This window comes from Clostridium cibarium (assembly GCF_014836335.1).
In the GTDB taxonomy this organism is placed as follows: Bacteria; Bacillota; Clostridia; order Clostridiales; family Clostridiaceae; genus Clostridium; species Clostridium cibarium.
The window spans coordinates 141,868-162,137 of record NZ_JACSRA010000001.1; the positions used below are offsets into that span (position 1 = coordinate 141,868).

25 protein-coding genes are annotated in these 20,270 nt (G+C 30.5%); all 25 read right to left on the minus strand.

Translation table 11 applies throughout. The annotated features are described in order from the left end of the window. Positions 1 to 701: flagellin N-terminal helical domain-containing protein (locus H9661_RS00665; protein ID WP_243240308.1), on the minus strand; the 701-nt coding region annotated here is incomplete at its 3' end. A 300-nt stretch (positions 702 to 1,001) separates the two neighbouring features. After that, the gene (gene fliT, locus H9661_RS00670; protein ID WP_191767457.1) at positions 1,002 to 1,328 is read right to left on the minus strand and encodes a flagellar protein FliT; all 327 of its coding nucleotides are present in this window, start codon (positions 1,326 to 1,328) and stop codon (positions 1,002 to 1,004) included. Continuing rightward, the gene (fliD, locus tag H9661_RS00675; RefSeq protein ID WP_191767458.1) at positions 1,325 to 2,869 is read right to left on the minus strand and encodes a flagellar filament capping protein FliD; all 1,545 of its coding nucleotides are present in this window, start codon (positions 2,867 to 2,869) and stop codon (positions 1,325 to 1,327) included. The genes fliT and fliD overlap by 4 nt, the downstream gene beginning before the upstream one ends. A gap of 41 nt (positions 2,870 to 2,910) precedes the next feature. Beyond that, the gene (gene fliS, locus H9661_RS00680) at positions 2,911 to 3,294 is read right to left on the minus strand and encodes a flagellar export chaperone FliS (RefSeq protein WP_191767459.1); all 384 of its coding nucleotides are present in this window, start codon (positions 3,292 to 3,294) and stop codon (positions 2,911 to 2,913) included. Positions 3,295 to 3,304: 10 nt separating this feature from the next. Next, positions 3,305 to 3,598 (minus strand): hypothetical protein, encoded by a 294-nt coding sequence (locus H9661_RS00685; RefSeq protein ID WP_143316411.1) that lies wholly within the window; start codon positions 3,596 to 3,598, stop codon positions 3,305 to 3,307. A gap of 9 nt (positions 3,599 to 3,607) precedes the next feature. Continuing rightward, a complete protein-coding gene (locus H9661_RS00690) occupies positions 3,608 to 3,961 on the minus strand; it encodes a flagellar protein FlaG (protein WP_191767460.1) in 354 nt (117 codons plus the stop codon). A 12-nt stretch (positions 3,962 to 3,973) separates the two neighbouring features. Continuing rightward, positions 3,974 to 4,189 carry a carbon storage regulator CsrA gene (gene csrA, locus H9661_RS00695; RefSeq protein WP_143316409.1) on the minus strand — a complete coding sequence of 72 codons (216 nt, stop codon included), beginning with the start codon at positions 4,187 to 4,189 and terminating at the stop codon, positions 3,974 to 3,976. 5 nt (positions 4,190 to 4,194) lie between these two features. Continuing rightward, positions 4,195 to 4,572: a flagellar assembly protein FliW gene (gene fliW / locus H9661_RS00700; protein WP_191767461.1), complete on the minus strand. Its 378-nt coding sequence runs from the start codon at positions 4,570 to 4,572 to the stop codon at positions 4,195 to 4,197. 14 nt (positions 4,573 to 4,586) lie between these two features. Beyond that, positions 4,587 to 5,579, minus strand: a complete 993-nt coding sequence (gene flgL, locus H9661_RS00705; protein ID WP_191767462.1) for a flagellar hook-associated protein FlgL — start codon at positions 5,577 to 5,579, stop codon at positions 4,587 to 4,589. A gap of 25 nt (positions 5,580 to 5,604) precedes the next feature. Then, positions 5,605 to 7,431: a flagellar hook-associated protein FlgK gene (gene flgK, locus H9661_RS00710; protein ID WP_191767463.1), complete on the minus strand. Its 1,827-nt coding sequence runs from the start codon at positions 7,429 to 7,431 to the stop codon at positions 5,605 to 5,607. An 11-nt stretch (positions 7,432 to 7,442) separates the two neighbouring features. Further along, a complete protein-coding gene (flgN, locus tag H9661_RS00715) occupies positions 7,443 to 7,853 on the minus strand; it encodes a flagellar export chaperone FlgN (RefSeq protein ID WP_143316405.1) in 411 nt (136 codons plus the stop codon). Next, positions 7,853 to 8,131: a flagellar biosynthesis anti-sigma factor FlgM gene (locus H9661_RS00720; RefSeq protein ID WP_191767464.1), complete on the minus strand. Its 279-nt coding sequence runs from the start codon at positions 8,129 to 8,131 to the stop codon at positions 7,853 to 7,855. Before H9661_RS00720 ends, flgN begins: the two co-directional genes overlap by 1 nt. Positions 8,132 to 8,353: 222 nt before the next feature. Next, positions 8,354 to 9,475, minus strand: a complete 1,122-nt coding sequence (gene fliY, locus H9661_RS00725) for a flagellar motor switch phosphatase FliY (protein WP_143316403.1) — start codon at positions 9,473 to 9,475, stop codon at positions 8,354 to 8,356. Beyond that, entirely contained in the window at positions 9,468 to 10,463 is a 996-nt protein-coding gene (gene fliM / locus H9661_RS00730; protein ID WP_143316402.1) for a flagellar motor switch protein FliM, read from the minus strand. The genes fliY and fliM overlap by 8 nt, the downstream gene beginning before the upstream one ends. 21 nt (positions 10,464 to 10,484) lie before the next feature. Next, entirely contained in the window at positions 10,485 to 10,880 is a 396-nt protein-coding gene (locus H9661_RS00735) for a chemotaxis protein CheW (protein WP_143316401.1), read from the minus strand. Between the two features lie 29 nt (positions 10,881 to 10,909). Further along, positions 10,910 to 11,272, minus strand: coding sequence for a response regulator (locus H9661_RS00740; RefSeq protein ID WP_143316400.1), 363 nt, complete (start codon positions 11,270 to 11,272; stop codon positions 10,910 to 10,912). Between the two features lie 18 nt (positions 11,273 to 11,290). Continuing rightward, complete coding sequence (locus H9661_RS00745; RefSeq protein WP_143316399.1) at positions 11,291 to 11,890, minus strand: chemotaxis protein CheC; 600 nt, start codon at positions 11,888 to 11,890, stop codon at positions 11,291 to 11,293. Between the two features lie 29 nt (positions 11,891 to 11,919). After that, positions 11,920 to 13,935 carry a chemotaxis protein CheA gene (locus tag H9661_RS00750; protein WP_143316398.1) on the minus strand — a complete coding sequence of 672 codons (2,016 nt, stop codon included), beginning with the start codon at positions 13,933 to 13,935 and terminating at the stop codon, positions 11,920 to 11,922. Between the two features lie 12 nt (positions 13,936 to 13,947). Further along, on the minus strand, positions 13,948 to 14,715 hold the full coding sequence (locus H9661_RS00755) for a CheR family methyltransferase (protein WP_191767465.1): 768 nt from the start codon (positions 14,713 to 14,715) through the stop codon (positions 13,948 to 13,950). An 8-nt stretch (positions 14,716 to 14,723) separates the two neighbouring features. Then, positions 14,724 to 15,758 (minus strand): protein-glutamate methylesterase/protein-glutamine glutaminase, encoded by a 1,035-nt coding sequence (locus H9661_RS00760; protein ID WP_143316396.1) that lies wholly within the window; start codon positions 15,756 to 15,758, stop codon positions 14,724 to 14,726. A gap of 12 nt (positions 15,759 to 15,770) precedes the next feature. Beyond that, positions 15,771 to 16,253 (minus strand): chemotaxis protein CheD, encoded by a 483-nt coding sequence (locus tag H9661_RS00765; protein WP_143316395.1) that lies wholly within the window; start codon positions 16,251 to 16,253, stop codon positions 15,771 to 15,773. A 14-nt stretch (positions 16,254 to 16,267) separates the two neighbouring features. After that, on the minus strand, positions 16,268 to 16,726 hold the full coding sequence (locus tag H9661_RS00770) for a chemotaxis protein CheW (RefSeq protein WP_143316394.1): 459 nt from the start codon (positions 16,724 to 16,726) through the stop codon (positions 16,268 to 16,270). A gap of 11 nt (positions 16,727 to 16,737) precedes the next feature. Next, the gene (locus H9661_RS00775) at positions 16,738 to 18,681 is read right to left on the minus strand and encodes a DUF342 domain-containing protein (protein ID WP_143316393.1); all 1,944 of its coding nucleotides are present in this window, start codon (positions 18,679 to 18,681) and stop codon (positions 16,738 to 16,740) included. A 100-nt stretch (positions 18,682 to 18,781) separates the two neighbouring features. Next, positions 18,782 to 19,579 carry an aminotransferase class IV gene (locus H9661_RS00780; RefSeq protein WP_143316392.1) on the minus strand — a complete coding sequence of 266 codons (798 nt, stop codon included), beginning with the start codon at positions 19,577 to 19,579 and terminating at the stop codon, positions 18,782 to 18,784. A gap of 18 nt (positions 19,580 to 19,597) precedes the next feature. Continuing rightward, on the minus strand, positions 19,598 to 20,236 hold the full coding sequence (locus H9661_RS00785; protein WP_143316391.1) for an HAD-IB family hydrolase: 639 nt from the start codon (positions 20,234 to 20,236) through the stop codon (positions 19,598 to 19,600). Positions 20,237 to 20,270 lie beyond the last annotated feature (34 nt).

The following is a 20,270-nucleotide window of genomic DNA, read 5'->3' on the forward strand; positions in this document are numbered from 1 at the left end:
ACGTCTCTTACTCTACTTTCAGCAGCTTGTAAGTTTTCTGAAGCATTGTCAACGTTAGCTATTGTATGTTCTAATCTGTTTTGAACTGCTCCTAACTTAGATCTTTCTGTTGATACTTTTTCTATAGCTATATCAATTGTAGAAATTGCAGCTGTAGCAGCTTCCTGAGTAGACATTTGCACGCTCATTGCACTTACTCCTAATGAAGAAGCAGTCATGCTTGAGAATGTTACTGATATAGTTTGTCCGCTATTTGCACCAACTTGTAATGTTACTTGAGTAGAATCAGCACTAAATAAAGTCTTAGTATTAAATTCTGTTTGAGTAGCTATTCTTGATATTTCTTGTTGTAAAGCATCAACTTCAGCTGCGATAGAATCTCTATCTTTAGTAACATTAGTATCATTTGATGCTTGTACTGATAATTCTCTCATTCTTTGAAGAATGTTATGAGTCTCATTCAAAGCACCTTCTGCAGTTTGAACCATTGAAACACCATCTTGAGAGTTTCTTGAAGCTTGATCTAATCCTCTTATTTGAGATCTCATCTTTTCAGAAATTGAAAGACCTGCAGCGTCATCTCCAGCTCTATTAATTCTTAAACCTGAGCTTAATTTTTCCATTGATTTCCCAGCATTAGTATTGTTTGCTGCCATATTTCTATGAGCATTCATAGCATTCATATTGTGATTAATTATCATTTTAAATTCCTCCTTGATTTTAGAAACTTGACATCCCTGTCATAATTTTATTTTCTCTTAAGAGATATTGGTTAACCTTACAATATATTACTCGTCTAGTTTCTCCAATACTTTATACCTTTTTTAGAAAATTTTATTTTTTATACTTTAAAATTATATTATGGGTAAATTTTTCTAGTACATTTCTTTAATGATCTCATCTTAAAGTGTTAAGATTTTAAATAAAAATTCTTAAAATAAAACAACTTTCTATAATATTTTTATATTATAGAAAGTTGTTCTTATACTTGTCTTACATATTTAAACTTTTCTTACAAATAAATTTTCACGCCTCATACTAGACGTATAACTAGTATGTGCCGCTCTCGTATTTTTAAGTTTTTGTATACTTTCCTTAACTTGCATCATCTCTAGCTTAATAGTCTTCTCAAGTTCAGTATCCATTTCTTTCAATGCCAAACTATCATAAACTCTTTTTTTTTCTTCCTTAGATATATTAAGCTTCTCAATTTCATTTACTATAGATGCACGTTCTTCCATAAGTTTTTCAACATCATTATCAGCTTTAATATCATTTATAATTTTAAAAGTTACTTCTTTATAACTTTCAAACAACTCTTCTATCATGCAGATGTTCCAAATGCAGAAGATAATTGAGCCATTTGAGCATTATAACTATTCATTGCTTTTTCCAAAGATGCATACTTGCTATAGAATTTTTGTTCTCTCTCTGCTAAATCTTTTGTCATTGTTTTTATTTTCTTTTCATAATCCGATATACTTTTGCTCAAAGTATTTTGAGAAAAGTCAGAATCGCTTTTCCCTGCTTTTTTTATCAAAGCTGATTTAGTTATAGAAACAGTTTGATCATAAACAATATTCTTTAGCCTATTAATAATCCCTGTTTTGCTTGTTTTTTCAGAATCTGGAGTTCCATCTGGTGGAGTTTGAATAAATAAATTCATAACTTTATCAGGATTTTCCTCTAATGCTTTTGTTAATTCTTCTTCATTAACTTCAAACATACCATTCTTTGTAGTATAATCTTTAATAGGTTTAATTCCAATTTTTTCAAGAGTAGTTCCACTATCTATAACCGAATTACCAATAGCATTTTTCATATCATTAACAAGTTTTGAAACATCACTATCTCTACTTAATTGACCTTGTTCAACTTTTTTATTCCAAAGTGTTATTTCATTTTCTTTCATTTCTTTCTTTTGATCGTCTGTTAAAGGTAAGTAATCCCTATTTCGCTTTTCATTAACTAACTTATTCATATTCTGAACCATAGTATTATAGTCATTAAAGAATTTTATTATCTTTTCTTTTGCTGCAGTAACATCTGTTTTACCTACTAGCGTTACAGTTCCACTTGCAGCCGTAGTATCAGTAAAAGTAAACTTGATTCCTTCAACTGTTGCTGTATTTCCATTAGCTACTTGAGCAGTTGGATCTATAGATGGATCACCATATTTTATCGTTCCTTTAGAACTTGTTATGGTTGCTTCTAAATTAGACCCTTTTGATGATGTTTTAGATATACTTCCTGCTATTGTAAACTGATTTGTATTTGTCCCAATTTTGCTACCAGCACTAGTAGATTCAATATAAACCCCACCAGCAATATCTGAATATGTAGCCTTTAGCCCAAGAGAACTTAGCTGATCATTTAAAGTTGATGCTATAAGTCTATTTTTATCTTCAGCTACATATGTTGTATTATCTAAAATAGATGATAAATCAACTGTTACATCTTTTCCATTATAAGAAAATGTTAATGATTTAGTCGTAGTGGTATCAAAATCCCCTACCTTAATTGTTGTATTCGCAGTTGTCGCAAGTTTTGTAACATCTATCTTATAATTATCCTTAATAGCAGTACTATCTAAAGCCTTTGCAGTAGCTACAGTACTGTTAGTTGAATCAAAAGTTGTTGTAATGTAATTCTTAGTTGAAAGTAATGTGTCTGATTTTGCAATATTAAGATATTTATCATAAAGATCTGACCCTTGAGAAATAATATCTCTATATAATTTTTGCCTTATCTCCAAAATCTCTTTATTTTGTTTCACGTTATCAACTTTAGCTTTATATGGTTTCATAGAATTAGTTACTAACTCATCTACATTTAATCCACTTGCTAATCCTGTAACTCTTGTCGTCATATAATCCTCTCCTTACATCTTATTTATATTTTATTTAAATTTTATTGACCTGACGCTTTTGCCTTTTCATAAACTTCATACCATAAATCCCTTATCTCTTGGATTAATGGAATTATTTCTCTTAATAAATTAATATCTTTCTTAATATTAACTTCTACTAACTTTTCATTAATAAATCTATATACTTTAAAAAGTTGCTTAGCCCAATCCCCTGCATCAACATCTAAACTTGCCATTAATTCAACAAATATATCTTGTGTCTTTATTAAACTTTCATGAGTTTTTTTTACGTTATTCTCTACTAAAGCAAGTTCTGCCCTTTTAGAAAACTTTACAGCTCCATCCAATATCATTAAAAGCAATTGATCTTTTGATGCGTAATTTACACTATTATTTTTATAAACATTATACCCATTGGAATACATATGCACCCTCCTATTTTACCTTGTTAATAAAAATTCCAACTGAATCTTCACTAAAACTATCTTGAGATTTATCAGCACTTATTTCTATTTTTTCTCCTTTGTATTTTACTCCATCTACTGTAATATATTTTTTAGTTTTACTTTTGTTTTGCTTATTATTTTTTTCTTGGCCATCTTCTTTGACTGATTTTCTTACTCTTGTATCAATAACATTATCTTTTTTGCGATGCACTTTATTTGCTTTAACGGCTTCCACCATTTCTTTTCTAACACTTATATCAAATAAATTTAATTTATATGGCATAAAACTTACCTAAACAGTTTTATCAAAAACAATACCGTTAAGCTCGCACATCTTCGCAACCATATTAAGGATCTTTTCAGGTGGCACTTCCATTACTACTTCATCTGTTCTATCGTCAATAATCTTTATCATAATTGTTTTAAACTTTTTATGAACTGAGTATTCGGCGTGTGTATTATCATGCTGAAGAAATTTATTTAATTTATTAACAGCATCTTTTACCTCTTCTTCATCATGAATTTTTTTTTCATCCCCCTGAGTTTTATCCATTGCAACATCCTTGTTTCCTTGGAATTCTTCTACACTATTAGCTTCGCCATTAAGGTTAGTTTGTCCTCCATGACCTATAACCTTTATATCCATTTAAATTCACCTCTATTTCTTTAAACTTCTTAAGAAATTCAAATCTATTTTAGCTGACTCAATATTTTCTTTTCCTATTTCATCATATAATTCTTTTCTTAATATGGTCATTTCCTTTGGTGCATTTATTGCAAGCTTCACACTTCCATCCGAAACTTTAGATACAGATATTTCAATACCATCTCCAATTACTATTGATTCTCCTTCTTTTCTTGTTATAACTAACACTTCAATCACCCCTTAATAATAGGATGCTTTATTTTATAAACTTCATTCTCTAAAATTATCTGCTGCCCTATTTTTTTCTTAATGTTCAGAACGATAGGAGCTCTTAAATTAGTAGTCATTTTTCTAACATCAGAATTAATATTAACTGTTGTGTATAGTGCTATTTCATTTTCTGATTCTGCCTCTAATTCTTTTATTTGTTCTTCTGCTATATTAACTTCATAATCAGTACAAAATTCAAAAGGTGAAACAACCACTAATCCCAAATCTTTATTATCAGCGGATTGAAGTAACTTATATGGTTCCATTCCTTCTATATCTTGCAATTCATAATTCTTATATTCCTCAAGCCCCAAAAGCCCATTTTTAAAAACTATTTTCATTTTTTAGCCTCTCTTTATAGATAATCTAGGATAGTTTTTGGTAATACTTGTGCACTAACTTGTAATGCTGCTTGGTACGTTGTTTGCGCCATACTAAATTGAATAGTTTTTTCTGTTACATCTATATCTTCTGTTTTTGATAATATATTTGTCATATTAAAGTTTTCATCTTCATTTTTAGTTTGAGCAGACTCCATTCTATTTTGTTTTGCTCCAACCTCAGATCTTAGTTTAAGTACATTTGTTAACACATCATCTATTGATGCCAAATTTTCACCGATTACCTTTGACCTATCAAATGAATTATTAGATACTAAATTATTTTGAATATCTGATAAAAGGTTCATTACATTAACATTCTGCCCTTTCTCATTTTTAAAGTTTAACACTTCCATAGCATTAACATTATACTTCATAGTTACTGATTGAGAAATTTCAACAGATAGTGTACCATTGATATTATCTAGCTTATTCTGAGTATATAAATCACTACTATTTAAATCCAACTTAGTTCCTTCTTGATCCACAATTGAAATATCGTAGTTACCTGTAACATCATTCTTTTTTGCATCTACAGGCTTAGACGAAACCTTAGTTCCTCCAAATATATATTTCCCATCAAAATTAGTATTAAGAACTTGAGTTAATTCAGACACTCTTTCCTTTATTTCTTCATTAATGGCCTTACTTTGATCACTTCCATAAGCAGCATTCCCTGAAGAAACCATTAGTTCTCTAACCCTTTGCAAGACGTTTGTTACCTGAAATAGTGAATCATCTGTAGTATCTAGCCAATTTATTGTATCTTTAATATTGGCATTATATTGTTCATTTGTATTCATATCAGATGTTAATTGCATACTTCTAGCAGCTCTAAAAGGATCATCAGAAACTTTATTTATTGCTTTACCTGTCGCCAACTGATTATTTATAGTATCTAAATTCTTAAGATTTTTTCCCATATCTCTTAAGTAATTATTTGCCATCATTCTATTTGTAACTCTCATGTTTTCACTTCCTTCTTAACTTTCTCTATTTCATAAGACCATTTATTACAACATCTAACAATTCGCTAATTGTAGATATTACCTTTGCATTTGCACTATAAGCATGTTGATATTGTATCAGATTAGTCATTTCTTCATCTAACGATACTCCTGACACTTCATCTCTTCTATTTTCAAGCTCACCAACTGATTGTTCTTTATTGGTAACATTTCTGTTTGCTTCTTGAGCACTAACCCCTAGTCTATCTAATGTGTCATGAAAATATGATGCAAATTTTGTACCACTTGTATCATTTTTTATAGTCATTCCGTAATTTGTAAATAACACTCCACTTTTTGAGTAATCAAACATATCACTTCTAGATTTAATTGTTACTCCAAAATCTTGTATTCTTATTAGAGAATCTCTAAGCTGTGCAATAGCTAACGCTCTTGCCCCATCTCCTTCTCCGTCTACTGTATTATCTGAAGTATATCCAAAAGCACTATCATGTGTCTTTGTTTTAATTTTCATAACATCTTTAATTACCTCTTGGTTTACAGTTATGTTCTTTGCTGATATCTTGCTTTCCCCTTCTAAAGTTGAATCAATATTTATAATATTGCCATCGCTGTCATACTTAGCTACATTTTTATTAACAAAGAAAGGTACCCTATCCTTATCTGGATTTTCACCGTTTAAAGGATCTGGCATACCACTATGAATTGCATTTACTGAAAACGCAATTGACATAGCTAGCTTATCCAACTGATCCATATAATCAGTTAAATCCTTTTGTACTGATATATTACCTGATACTTCTCCAGACTCTGGTTTAAATGTCATCAATTGCCCAGCATTAATTATTTCTCCATCTTTAATTGGGAAACCGTCGGATTTTGTAGCTTGTCCATGTGCATCTCCCCATAATATTCTAGTAGCCTTTATATCCTTAACTTGATCTCCCGTTAAGCCTGTTACCTTAATTGTTTGTTTATTATCCTCTGATGTTGTATCACCCATTTTATAATAAGTAATAATATGGGTATTAGGTTGTGCTGGATCTTCTTCAATTGATGTAATATATGAGAATCTTGCTGAATCTGAATTTGGAGAAGCATTTATAAGCTTAGAATTCACCATAGCTCCTGATTCAGAAGGTTTTACATCTATACCATCAAAAGCTTTTTGTTCTACTGTTACACCAAACTTGCTACTTAATTCATCTAAAAGCTTGTCTCTACTATCCATAAGATCATTAGGCGCTTGACCTGTTGTTCGTACACTTATTATCTCTGTATTTAATTTATCAATTTGATTTAACAAACTATTAACATCAGTGACAGAAGTTTTTAGTTGTTGTTGAGCATTACCTTCTAATTGTTCTAACTGCGTATATGCATGATTTAGGGCATCAGTTAATGCTTGAGTTTGTTGTCCAACAACAGTTCTAGCATTCGAGCTTTGTGGTTGCTTTGATAATTCTTGAAAGGAATCAAAGAACTTACCTATTAAAGTTGAAATTCCTGTATCTGATGGTTCATTAAATACACCTTCAACTTGAGATAAGACTTGACTTCTTATATTAGCATTACCAAGAACACTTTTTTCTCCTCTAACTTGATAGTCCAAAAATGTATCTCTTACTCTCTCAATCGCCTTAACTTGGGCTCCTGTTCCTATTTGACCTGCTTGAACTATATCCCCTCTTGAATTTCCACCCATAGGTCTATTAGTTACTATATCAGCTCTTTGTCTTGAATACCCAACAGTATTTGAATTTGAAATATTATGTGATGTTACATCAATAGTCTTCTGACTGACTGATAAACCACTTTTACCTACATTGAATGTAGAAAATAATCCTGACATTATTCACCCTCCTACTTTGACAAACTTCCATATGAGTTATAAGTTTTTATTTCTCTCTTTGGATTTATTATATTTAAAATTTGTGCATTAAAACTAATTTGTTGCTTTATTAACAACTCATTTGTATCTTTTTGCTGTCTTACAGATTCAATAATTTTCTTTGTTTCTCTATAAGCTAAACTTAAATCTTTATCATTACTATTATTAATAATATCTTGCATTTTTTCATTTCCAACAAGTTGTCTCCTATTTACTTCTTGTTTGGCTATCTCTTTATTACTTAATTTTATCTTCTCTACAATATCCTCTAATGCAAAAACATCTTTTTTCATAATATAATTATATTGCTCTTCTAATAAGACTAATAAATCTTCTAATGTTTTCTTTTCCATTAACATTATTTCTGTTAACTCTTTTACCATTAAACTCTTCTCCCTTTAATTACGTCTATAATACTTTGAGCAGTTAATTTAGCATCTACATTATATGTGCCTTTTTCTATCTTACTTTTTAGTTCAGCAACCTTTTTTCTATTATCAACATCTACATCATCAAAAGCATAGTTATTTAAGCTCTTTCCAATTTTAGATATCTCAATAGTATCTTTTCTATTAATTGGTTTTTCTTTTTCAACTATTCTATTGCTGTTCTTGTTATATATGTTTATAACATTATGAGATCCAATTCCCTTAACATTCATTTTTTTTCCTCCATATTTTATGACTATAATTTATTATCGTATATAAAAGACTTTAGTTTAGTAAATTTTTTAAATTCTTTTAACAAAAGTCATCGTTATATATTACTATATTTCCTTAACACTTAAAACAACAAATAGTTATTTGAAATAATATAGAAATTAACATTGATTAAAAATAAAAATGCTATCTCATCATTTTGAGACAGCATTTCTATTTTCTAATTATTTTAGTGATTTTATTCTATCACTACTACTTACTATACTTGTAATTCTAACTCCGAAGTTTTCATCTACAACAACAACTTCTCCAAAGGCTATCCTCTTTCCATTAACAAGTATTTCTACTGGTTCTTCTGCCAATCTGTCAAGTTCAATTAAAGATCCTGTTCCAAGACTTAAAATATCTTTAATGCTCTTTCTTGTTCTTCCAAGCACAACAGATATATCTAATGGAACATCTAAAATTAAATCTATATTTTGATGTGATCCTGAAGCACCTTCATGACCAAGAGGTTCAAAACTTGCCTGATGCACTTCTACTGGTGCAGCCGGTCTTTCAACTATTGGCTTACTTTCAACTACTTGTTGCACTGGCTCAGCCTGTGCTGGCCTTTCTTGAGCCCTAGACTCAGAACTGCTTGCAGGTGCTTCATTAGCTTCTTCTTTACCCATCATAATTGATACAATCTTCTTTGCAGTCTCAACAGGTAAAATTTGCATAATATTACTATCAACAAGATCTCCAATTGTTAAGTTAAAATTAACCCTTACAATTTTATCATCTCCAGGAATCTCATCTGATAATTCTTCTGTTTTATCGCTCCAAACTCTTGAAACTGGTGGTGAAATATCTACTTTCCTTGAAAACATTGTAGCCATTGAAGTAGCTGCCGAACCTATCATTTGGTTCATAGCTTCCGAAACAGCACTAATCTCCAACTCAGTTAATTCATGACTCTCTGGTTTTCCATCTCCACCCATCATAAGATTTGCAATTACAGCTGCATCATCAGTTCTAATGACTAGAATATTCCTACCTACAATCCCTTCTCTATACTCTACATCTAATACTATGTTAGGGATCTCGAAAGCATCCTTCATTTCATTTAACGTAGTAACAGTTACAACGGGAGTTGTTATATTAACCTTTTGATTAATTATTTGATAAAGAGCTGTTGAAGCAGAGCCCATTGAAATGTTCCCTATCTCCCCCAACAAATCTTTTTCTATATCTGTTAATCCTTCTTCATTTGCACTCTTATCTTCGTTTGCTGACCCATTATTATTGTCTCCACCACCTAGTAGTGAATCAATCTCATCTTGAGATAAAAATCCATTACTCATACTCGTTCACATCCTTATCTATCATATCTAATATAGCAACTCCAACATTCTTCCCTATAACACCAGGTTTAGCATAATAATATTCTTCATCTTCAATATATACTTTAATTGGATTTTTATACTTAGTATCTAATTTTATTATATCTCCACTACCTAGTTTTAAGAAATCATCAATGCTGATACTTGTTTTCCCAAGTTCAGCAGCTACACCTATTTCTACAGGGTTTAATCCTTTTTCTAACTTTTGTTTTGATTCTTCCATCAATTCAACATCTTCATTTTGGAACCAATATTGTACTACTAACTTATCTAATACTTTTTCTAGCGACAAATATGGTATACATAAATTTATAAACGTATTACTTTTACCCAGTTCTACAGAAAAAGTTATTAACGCTACAGGTTCATTGGGTGCTAATGTCTGATTAATAGCAGGATTAGTTTCAATGCCTTCAACTTCTGGTTCAACATCTAAAATCCCTTCCCATGCTAACTTTAAATTATTAATAAGTCCTGTTGTAACTTGTAACATTATATTTTTATCAATGTCAGAAAACTCTTTGCTTACTGTTGGTCTATCACCAGTTCCACCTAAAAGAATATCTATAATCTGAAATGAAAATTGCGGATTTGTTTCAAATTGTATAGTTCCTGTTAAAGGTGGCATCTTGAACATTGTCATTATTGTTGGATTTGGCACAGAGTGTATAAATTCCTCATAAGTTATCTGTTCTACAGTCTCAATTTTAGCCTTAACATTAACCCTTACTTGTGCTGTAAGATAATTTGAAATAATTCTCGCAAAATTATCATGAATTAACTCAAGTGTTCTTATATGATCTTTGGAAAACTTTTGTGGGCTTCTAAAATCATAGACTTTAACCTTGTGTCTTTCTTCTTCTTTGGGCACTTGTTCAGGCTCTAATTCTCCTGTAGATAAGGCAGATAACAATGCATCTATTTCACTCTGGGACAAAACATCTGCCATACTTCTCCCTCTTTTCTATATTTAATTTAAAAGTTTGTCTATATCTATAATTGTTAATAGCTTACCCTCATAGTTAATTATTCCTCTTATATAAGAACTAACTTGGTCAGTATCCATCTTTTGTATTGTTTTTTCATCAATATCTAGTACTTCTTCAACCTCATCAACTGAAATACCTATTTCTTCATCTTCTACTGTTAAAATTATTATACTTTGTTGCTCTTCAGTTGAATTTACATCCAATAACAGGTTTATATCAACTAATGACTTTATACTTCCTCTTAAGTTAATTAAACCTTTTATATAACTTGGAGCTTTAGGAACTGATGTAATCCCCATCATATCATTAATACTTTGAACTTTGTCAGTTTCCACTGCAAAATGTTCATCTCCTAGCTTAAATACTACAATTTGCATTTAGCACGCCTCCTATACCACATTACCTCTTATGCACCAAGTACCTTATTTATCGCTTCAAGAACTCTATCAGCTTGGAAAGGCTTTACTATAAAATCTTTAGCCCCTGCTTTAATAGCATCCATTACCATAGATTGTTGTCCCATAGCTGAACACATTACAACTTTTGCACTTGGGTCAAATTCTTTTATTGCCTTTACAGCTTCAATACCATCCATATCAGGCATTGTAATATCCATTGTTACTACATCTGGTTTTTCTTTCTTGTATAGGTCAACAGCAATTAACCCATTACTTGCTTCTCCTACGATTTCAAAATTGTTCTTTTCAAGAATATCTTTAATCATCATTCTCATAAACGCTGCGTCATCAACTATTAATACCTTTGCCATTTTCTACTACCTCCAAAATTAATTTAAGCCTATAGTTTTTAAAATTTTATCAATTGAACCTGGAACAGGAATATAGAAAAAATGTGCTCCTATATTGTCACTATTCTCATTCAAAAATATTGTTTCTATATCAAGGATATACTCATCGTATTGTCCAGATTCTACAAATGTTGTTGCCAGTATTGCACTTAACATATCATATGTTACTGCTGGAACTGAAGCTATTGCACTTAACCCAGTGAACTGAGATATAGCATTCATATATGCTCCTGAAAGAATATTTCCAATCTCACATAAAACCGAATTTCCAAGTTCTGAAAATTCTTTTTCTGCCATTCCTGTTAATAACTCAATAACATTTAATGCAACCTCTTTTTCAAAAATAATCAATATACTACCAGGTATATCTCCAAGAACTCTTACAACTATACCTGCTACTTCTTGCTCGCCAACACTATCTAATAACTGAGTAAATTCGATCATATTTACTGCTGGTACTGTCATATCAATTTTCTTGCCTAGCATCATCGAAAGAGCAGTCGCCGCATTTCCAGTTCCAATATTCGACACTTCCCTCAAAGCATCCATTTGCATACTAGTAAATTGACTTTGTTCCATAAATTCCTCCTACACAAATTATATTATACCTATATAAGTGCTCCTACATCAAGTATTAATGTAACTAATCCATTACCTAATATTGTAGCACCAATATATTCATTAAGAGATTTCAATGTTTTTCCTAATGGTTTTATTACTATTTCTTGTTGTCCAAGTAAAGAATCTACCAATAATCCAACAGTTTTATCTCCTACATTAACTATTATTACAAACTTTTTATCACTTTCTTCAGCTTGTATATCAAGTCTTTCATTTAATCTAACTAGAGGAATTACGTCATCTCTATACACTATTACTTCTTTTCCATTAGTTCTCTTTATTTTATCTTCCTTATAATCAATTACTCTATCTATAAAACCAAGAGAAATTGCTAAAGTTTCCTCTCCTACATTAACAAGTAATGCTTGTATAATTTGAAGAGTTAATGGCAATTGAATAACGAATGTTGATCCTTTACCTTCTTCGCTTATTAATTCTACAGTACCCCCAAGTGCAGAAATTTTTGTCTTAACAACATCCATTCCTACTCCTCTACCAGAAATATCTGTAACTACTTCATTTGTACTAAAGCCTTGTGCAAATATTAAATTTTTAATATCATTATCGCTTAGTCCTTCAGTATTAATACCAACCTTCTCTGCCTTAGCTTTTACTTTAGCAACATTAATGCCAGCACCATCATCAATAACCTTAATTAACGCCTTTGTACCTTCTTGATAAGCAACTAGTTTAACAGTTCCAACAGGATTTTTACCTGCAGCAATTCTTTCTTCCTTAGATTCAACTCCATGGTCAGCTGCATTTCTCAATAAATGTATTAATGGTTCTCCAATCTCATCAATAACTGTTCTATCAAGTTCAGTATCAGCACCTTCAATTATAAAGTTAATCTCTTTATTTAGTTCAACCGAAACATCTCTGATCATTCTTGGGAATCTATTAAATACAGTATCTAGAGGAAGCATTCTAATTTTCATTACAAGATCTTGAAGATCTGTTGTAGTTCTTCCTACTTGTTCTAAAGTTTCTGACAACTCAGGAGATTTATAGTTTAGAACAATTTGCTCTAACCTAGTTCTGTAAATAACAAGTTCTGATACCATATTCATAAGCTTGTCTATTCTTTCCAAATCAACCCTTACTGATTGATGTGCTTTCTTATGACCTTCCTTTTTTGATGCAGCTTTCTTAACAGGTTTATTTTCTTTTGGTTTTTGTTCAATGTTTTTTGGCTCTACAGTCTTTTCTTCTTCAACAACTTCTGCCTTAACTTCTTCTTGGAAAGGTACAGTTTCAACAGCTACTTGCCTCACTTCTGAAATGCCTTCTACTAATGTTTTAACTTCCTCTTCAGTATTATTAGTAATTAAAACAAACGCTAATTCTAAATCAAACTCTTCATTTTCTATGTCTTGTGTTTCTGGTATTGACTTAACAATCTCTCCAATTTCCTCAAGATCTTTAACTATTAAAAATGCTCTTGCTGATTTTAATAGGGTATTTTCACTTAAACTTATTTTAAGCTTTATAGCATTATATCCTTTTTCTTGCGCTTGTTTAATTATTGATATATCATATTCATTCAATTCAATAATACTTGAGTTTTCTGATTTAACTTCTGTATTCTCAACTATTTCAGCTTCCTTAATTTCATTACTCTCTTCATTTTGAGATATACTGTTTAATGCTTTTATTATTGGCTCTATGTCTACTTGCTCATCAATACCTTCTTCTACATTTGTTACCATTTTTTCAAGAGTATCTAAGCAATCAAATAACACTGTAACAACTTCTTGTGTTACCTTTAACTCACCTTCTCTAAATTTTGATAATACATCTTCCATTTTGTGAGTTAATTCTGCTATATCACTAAATCCCATTGTAGCTGCCATACCTTTAATGGTATGTGCCACCCTAAATATTTCATTTAATTTATCAACATCATTTGGATCTTGCTCTAAATCAAGAAGTGATTCATTCAATGTTTGTAAATTTTCCATCGATTCTTCTAAAAACATAGTCATATATTGAGATGTGTCCATTAAAATTCCTCCTTAAAGTTTTCTATAAATAAAAGTAGAAGCTTTTTCAAATCCATATTCTTTATAATTATAAATACTCTCTGTTGCTCCCACAAATAGCAAACCACCTTTTTTTAAAGATTCACTAAATTTTCTATAAATTTGATTTTTTATATCATTATTAAAATAAATAACAACATTTCTACATACAATTAAGTCAAAATCTTTTTCGTAATTTCCTAGTATCAAATCATGTTTTTTAAATGTAACCATAGATTTAATATTATCGTTAATTTTGTACTTATCATCAATCTTAGTAAAATAATCATCTAAGTCTTTTGGAGTAACATTTTTAACTTCTGCTTGCACATATTCTCCAATCTTAGCTTTATTTAATATTGTGCTATCTATATCTGTAGCTATGATGTTGTGCCGTTTATTTTTACTTATCTTATCTAATATAATACCTAATGTATATGGCTCACATCCTATAGAACATGCCGCACTCCATATTCTAAGTTGATTTCCTTTTGGTAAAATTTCTCTTACTAAAGTCTTCTCTAGCTCCTGAAATAATTCTGGATTTCTAAAGAACTCTGTTACATTTATCGTAATAAAATCCAAAAACCTTTGTTTTTGTTCTACATCTTTTTTTATTAAGGAGGTATACTCATCTAGAGAATGAACTCCAACTCGACCCATCAAACTATTTATCCTTCTATGTAACTGCTCTGGTTTATATGCTGAAAGATCAATTCCAAGCTCTCGATGTACCCATTTATGAAACTCGTCAAAATTCATGTTCTCAATTATCTCCCTTTTACTAAACTATTTATTTTATTTGCTATTTCTTGTAATTCTAAAACCATATCTACCTTTCCTGTTTCATATGCAGCTCGTGGCATTCCATATATGGTACATGTAGACTCGTCTTCAGAAATTGTTATTCCACCATTATCTTTTATAATCTCAGTTCCACTTGCTCCATCTCTTCCCATACCAGTTAAAATAACAGAAAGCAAATTACCACCATATACTTTTACTGCTGATTCAAACAACTTGTCAACAGCAGGTCTAACTCCCCATATAGCTGGTTCTTCATTTAACCATATTCTGTTATCTTTACCTATGGTCATATGATATCCACCTTGAGCTATATAAATTGTATTATTTTCAACTAACATACCATGAGATGCTTCTAAAGTTCTTAATTTACATATGCCATTTAGCCTATCTGCAAAAGCTTTTGTAAACCCCCTTGGCATATGCTGAACAACAAAAATTGGCACTCCAATATCGGAATTTATTTCTGTCAACACCTTCTGAAGTGCTTTTGGTCCTCCAGTTGATGCTCCAACTACTATGGCCTTAATTGAACTTCTAGTATTTCTAATAAGTGGTACAACAGACTCAATCGATTTTCTAATATAAGTATTCTTTTCTCCTTGTTTAGCTATTGTTAGTACCTTTTCAATCAAAGTCTTATTAAATTTAATATCATTTGTAAGACTGGTAGAGGGCTTTTCTATAAAATCAGTGGCACCCAATTCTAAACATTCTAGTGTATGTACAGAATTTTGTCTTGTTAAACTGCTTAACATAATAACCGGGCACTTAATTTTATATTGTTTTAACGCCTTTAATGTCTCTACCCCATTCATCACAGGCATCTCCACATCTAAAGTAATTATATCTGGTTTATATCTATCAAACTGCTCAACAAGATCTTTTCCATTTCTAAACTTTGCTATAACTTCTATCTCTATATGAGAATTCAAACAATCTGATATTATTTTTCTCATAAAAGCAGAATCATCAACTATTGCTACCTTAACTTTCGCCACGTCAACCACTCCTTATAGGGTAACTACACCTTGTCCTACTATCTTTAATGTTACAATACCATCATTCGAATCCACAATCATAGTCCTACCTTTATTTCCCCCTGTGTCTTCTGCAATTATTGGTATAGCTTCTTTATCTAGTGCTACTTTTACTGATTCAGCGTTTCGTTTACCTATATCGCTTACCATACTTTTATCTGAAAAGTTAAACATCGATGCTCCTCCAGCTATTTTTGCCACTAAATTTCTCTTATTACATCCTTTCTCCTCCATCTTTTTTACCAAAATTGGAATTGCTAAGTCTGCAAACTTTAGTGGTTGAGGAACATTTTTAAACTGAGTACTATCTGGCAACATTATGTGTGCTAGTCCTGCTATTTTAAGCATTCTATCATATAATGCTATACCTATACAAGACCCTAGGCCTATCGTCATAATTTTACCAGGAGGCATCACCAGATTCAAATCTGCTATCCCAACTTTTATTTCACCCATGTATTATGTTCCCCCTAAAAAATCAATTCTTCTTCTTCATCCGATAAAATCTTATCTAGATTTAAAAGAATTACTATTTTATCGTTCAGTTTTATTAATCCCTCAATATAATTTTTCGAAGCAGATGCTGTTATTGCAGGTGGTTCTTCAAATAAACTATTGCTTACATCGGATACCTCGTAAACTGTATCTACAATAACCCCAAATTTCTTATCATTTCGTTTGACAACAATAATCTTTTTTTGATCTTGTTCTGATTGATTTTTAATTATTGGGAAATTAAATTTTTTGCTAAGATTAAGTATTGGCAGTATATTATTTTCATAATTTATTACACCCTCAACAAAATCAGGCACATCTGGCATCTCTGTAGACTCAATATATCCTAATATTCTCTCTACATCGCCAATATCAGTAGCATAATGTTCTCCATTTAAACTAAAGATAAGTATTTTCATTTCTTTTCCTTCCATAGTTTGTCCTCCTAAAGTACAAATTTATCTACTACTACTTCACCTTGTTCATCAAGATATGCTTTTATTTGTTTCGATGCTGTTTCTAAAGTATATTTTCTTTCTCCAAAAACAAACACAGTATTTGGATATGCTATATCTGCAGTTATAACTCCACCTTTTCCCACCTTTAATGTAGTAGTAACTCCTGCAGTACTTCCAACTACTTTTGCTTTAATTTCTTTTCCAGCACTTAAAACTCCACCTCTTGCTATAGCACCATCAGATAAGAATTCAATATTTCCTTCTGCAACTAATTCTGAGACATATTGACCCTTTCCTGTAATATATATAGTTCCTGATGCTTTAACCTTAGTATCTTGACTATAATTTAAATAAATATCCACAGGATGAGATATTTTCATTTTAAGAGGTTTTAATTCCTTATCTATACACTCTATTAATTCGTACAATTCACCAAAATACTTTATACCTAAAGGTCCAGAACCTATAATCTTTTCTCTCAATATCCTTTTAATTTTATCTATCCAATTGCCCTCAAGCACAGTGTTTTTCAATAATTCAGAGGCTTTTTTAGGTATATCTTTAAATTTTGTTTCTAATAAAAGTTTTATTATTTCTCCATCAGGCTTATCATCACTTACTATATGACGCCTCTTCACTTCTTCAAGAGATGCTACTAGTAGCTCTATATCCTTTTTAAATTCCTCAAGCATTGATATTGAACTTTGAAGATTCAAGTCCTTAACTCCTGCAATTATCTCTGAACCAAGTGCACTTCCCTTTACATGAATTTCCCCCTGAGATATTATTTTTGCCGCTTCAACATTTTTTCCTACTTCAACGCTATTTCCTGCTTCTACTTTCATTCCATCTTTAATGCTTCCTGCAATCTTTACATCTCCAACAAAAGTTATATTTCCACTTGCCATATCAACATCTTTTGCTGTTTCAAACATTTTATTTACATAAAACACTCCGCTCTTTACAGTTGGACGTCCTTCCATTGTAGATATTATTTTGTTATCTTCAAGTTTGCATCCATCTCCTGCAACAATTTGCAAAGTTTTTTTACTTTTCTTTTTTATCTCCACTCCAAATATATTCATTCCATTATGACCTACTTTTCCTTCAACCAGTTCTGCAATAACTTGGTTAATTCCTACATTAGCCATAGAATAAAGATTTCTATAATCAATTTTTTCTTTGGAGCTCTCATCTACATTTCTCTTTGTGTTATCAAACTTAATATCTATTCTGTCTTCCTCGTCATGAACAACAGGGAGTCCTTTAGCTACAACTTCATCCTTAACAATAGCCTTCATAGATATTTCATTGATTTTTTCATCAATTATTCCATAAATAACACCTTTACTTCTAAGAGCTTCTTTTATTTCATCTTTAGTATATAAAGGTGGCATTTTCCCATCAGCAATAACTCCTGATATTTTCACCTTATTCCCTATTATTTTGCAGTATGCTTCTTTTACTTCTTCTGGAATATATTCAATATCAACAGTAGCCATTGTTCTATCATTATCTAAATGAATATTCAAGCTTCTTCTAGCGTTTACTTTTTCGCCTTCATATCTAAGTTCATCATTATATGCTACTTCAACAGGAGAACTTACTTCTTTACCATTAACAAACAACTTTATTCCATTTTCAAATTCTATTTCAATTGTAGAACCTTCTTCTATGTCTAATAAAATTTTATCTTCTTTTACAATAATATTATTAGCCTTCTCATTAGTAACTGCAAAATTTTCAGTATCATTTACTACATCTTCTTCATTTTCTTCATCAACATGTACTTTTATTATACATTTCTTTTTGAAAAAGCCTTTTTCTTCTTTTATTACTTCATAATCAAGTTTGTCTCTTAGTATGGATAATTCTTTTTCAGCCTTTTTTAGACATTCTTCTAAACTTTTTTCAGAATAATTATAATCCATTTAAACTTCTCTCCTTACCCCTTAAGTATATCATATATGATATACTATTGTAATATATAGAAAATCAATATTATATCATTTATATTAGTTTTTTATTATATCATTTTACACAACTTTCTATTTCTTCTAAAAATAACGCCATAATCGCTCTCATCAACTCATTGTTCACATTAAATTTTGTATCATCTACCATATTTATAGGCAATACATTAGGTGATGTCCCTGAAATAAACATAGCATCGAATTCCCCTATTTTTTCTGCATTTATATTTTCTTCAAACACTTCTATTCCATTTTTCTTCGCTACTTTAATAATCTCTGTTCTGGTAACTCCAGGCAAAACAGATTCCACCTTAGATGTATATAGGCAACTATTTTTTATTAAAAATATATTTGACCTACTTCCCTCAGTTATTAAATTATTTCTATCTACTAATATAGCTTCATATGCATTTTTCTTTTTAATTTCTGTATTGACTTTTTCTCTAAAACTATTATTTATAATCTTCGCATTCGGATTATCCCTTTCTCCATAATATAATATAGTTTCAACTCCAATTCTGTACATCTTGTTAGTCGGATATGAATGTGGTATAAAAAACAACCTAACATTTCCACTTTTCATATTATATGTTACTTTCACATTTCCTTCTTGAGCCTTATTTACATCTACTAATTTCCTAATTAACTCTCTTAACTCTAATTCCTCCACATATAAATTTCCTTCTGCCAAACGACATGAGTTAACCATTCGCCTATAATGTTCCTCATAAAATAAAGGTTTACAATTTATGATACGTATTACTTCATAAATTAATCCCTTACTTTCCTCATCTATCCATTCATCTACGGTTTTAATTTGTTTTCCTTCAATAAAAAATTCTTTTGTAACTTCCATACCCCTATATTCCCCTCCTTACTTCCAGTTTAATACTTCAATATCATGTTTCTTTTTATAGTTTATTAAATATGGATGACCAACTAAATCAAATAGCGGTTTATCTGATAATGAATCCGAAAACATATATGATTCTTTAAAGTCAACCTTTGTATTTTCCTTTTTTAAGACTTCCATCAACCTCTTAACTTTTTCTTCTCCCTTGCAGTTTTCTCCATCCATACTTCGTACAAACTTTCCTTTACTAAAACCAAACCTAGTTCCTATTATCTTATCTACCTCTTTAATAGCATATAATTCGTTTAAATAAAACTCTGGAGAAGCTGAGATTAAATATATGTCATATCCTTCACTTTTCAATTTTTTCATCATAGTTAATGAATCTTCATATATTATTTTACTTAATCTATTCTTGTAAAATCTTTTCATTAACTTTTTAAATTCTTCCTCATCAAAGTTTTCCAAAAATTTAAGAAAACTTTCTTTTACTCTTTTTTCATCATATATTTTTCCCAAATACATAAATCCACTAAACAGAGCTCTTGGTAAATATTTAATATTTTTCTTATTTTCTTTAATACTATATATATATAACTCCATTAAAGTTTCTTTTTTTGTTATTGTATAATCCACATCAAATATTGCTAGTTTTTTCACAGTCTTCCTCCCACTATTATATAAGATTATTATA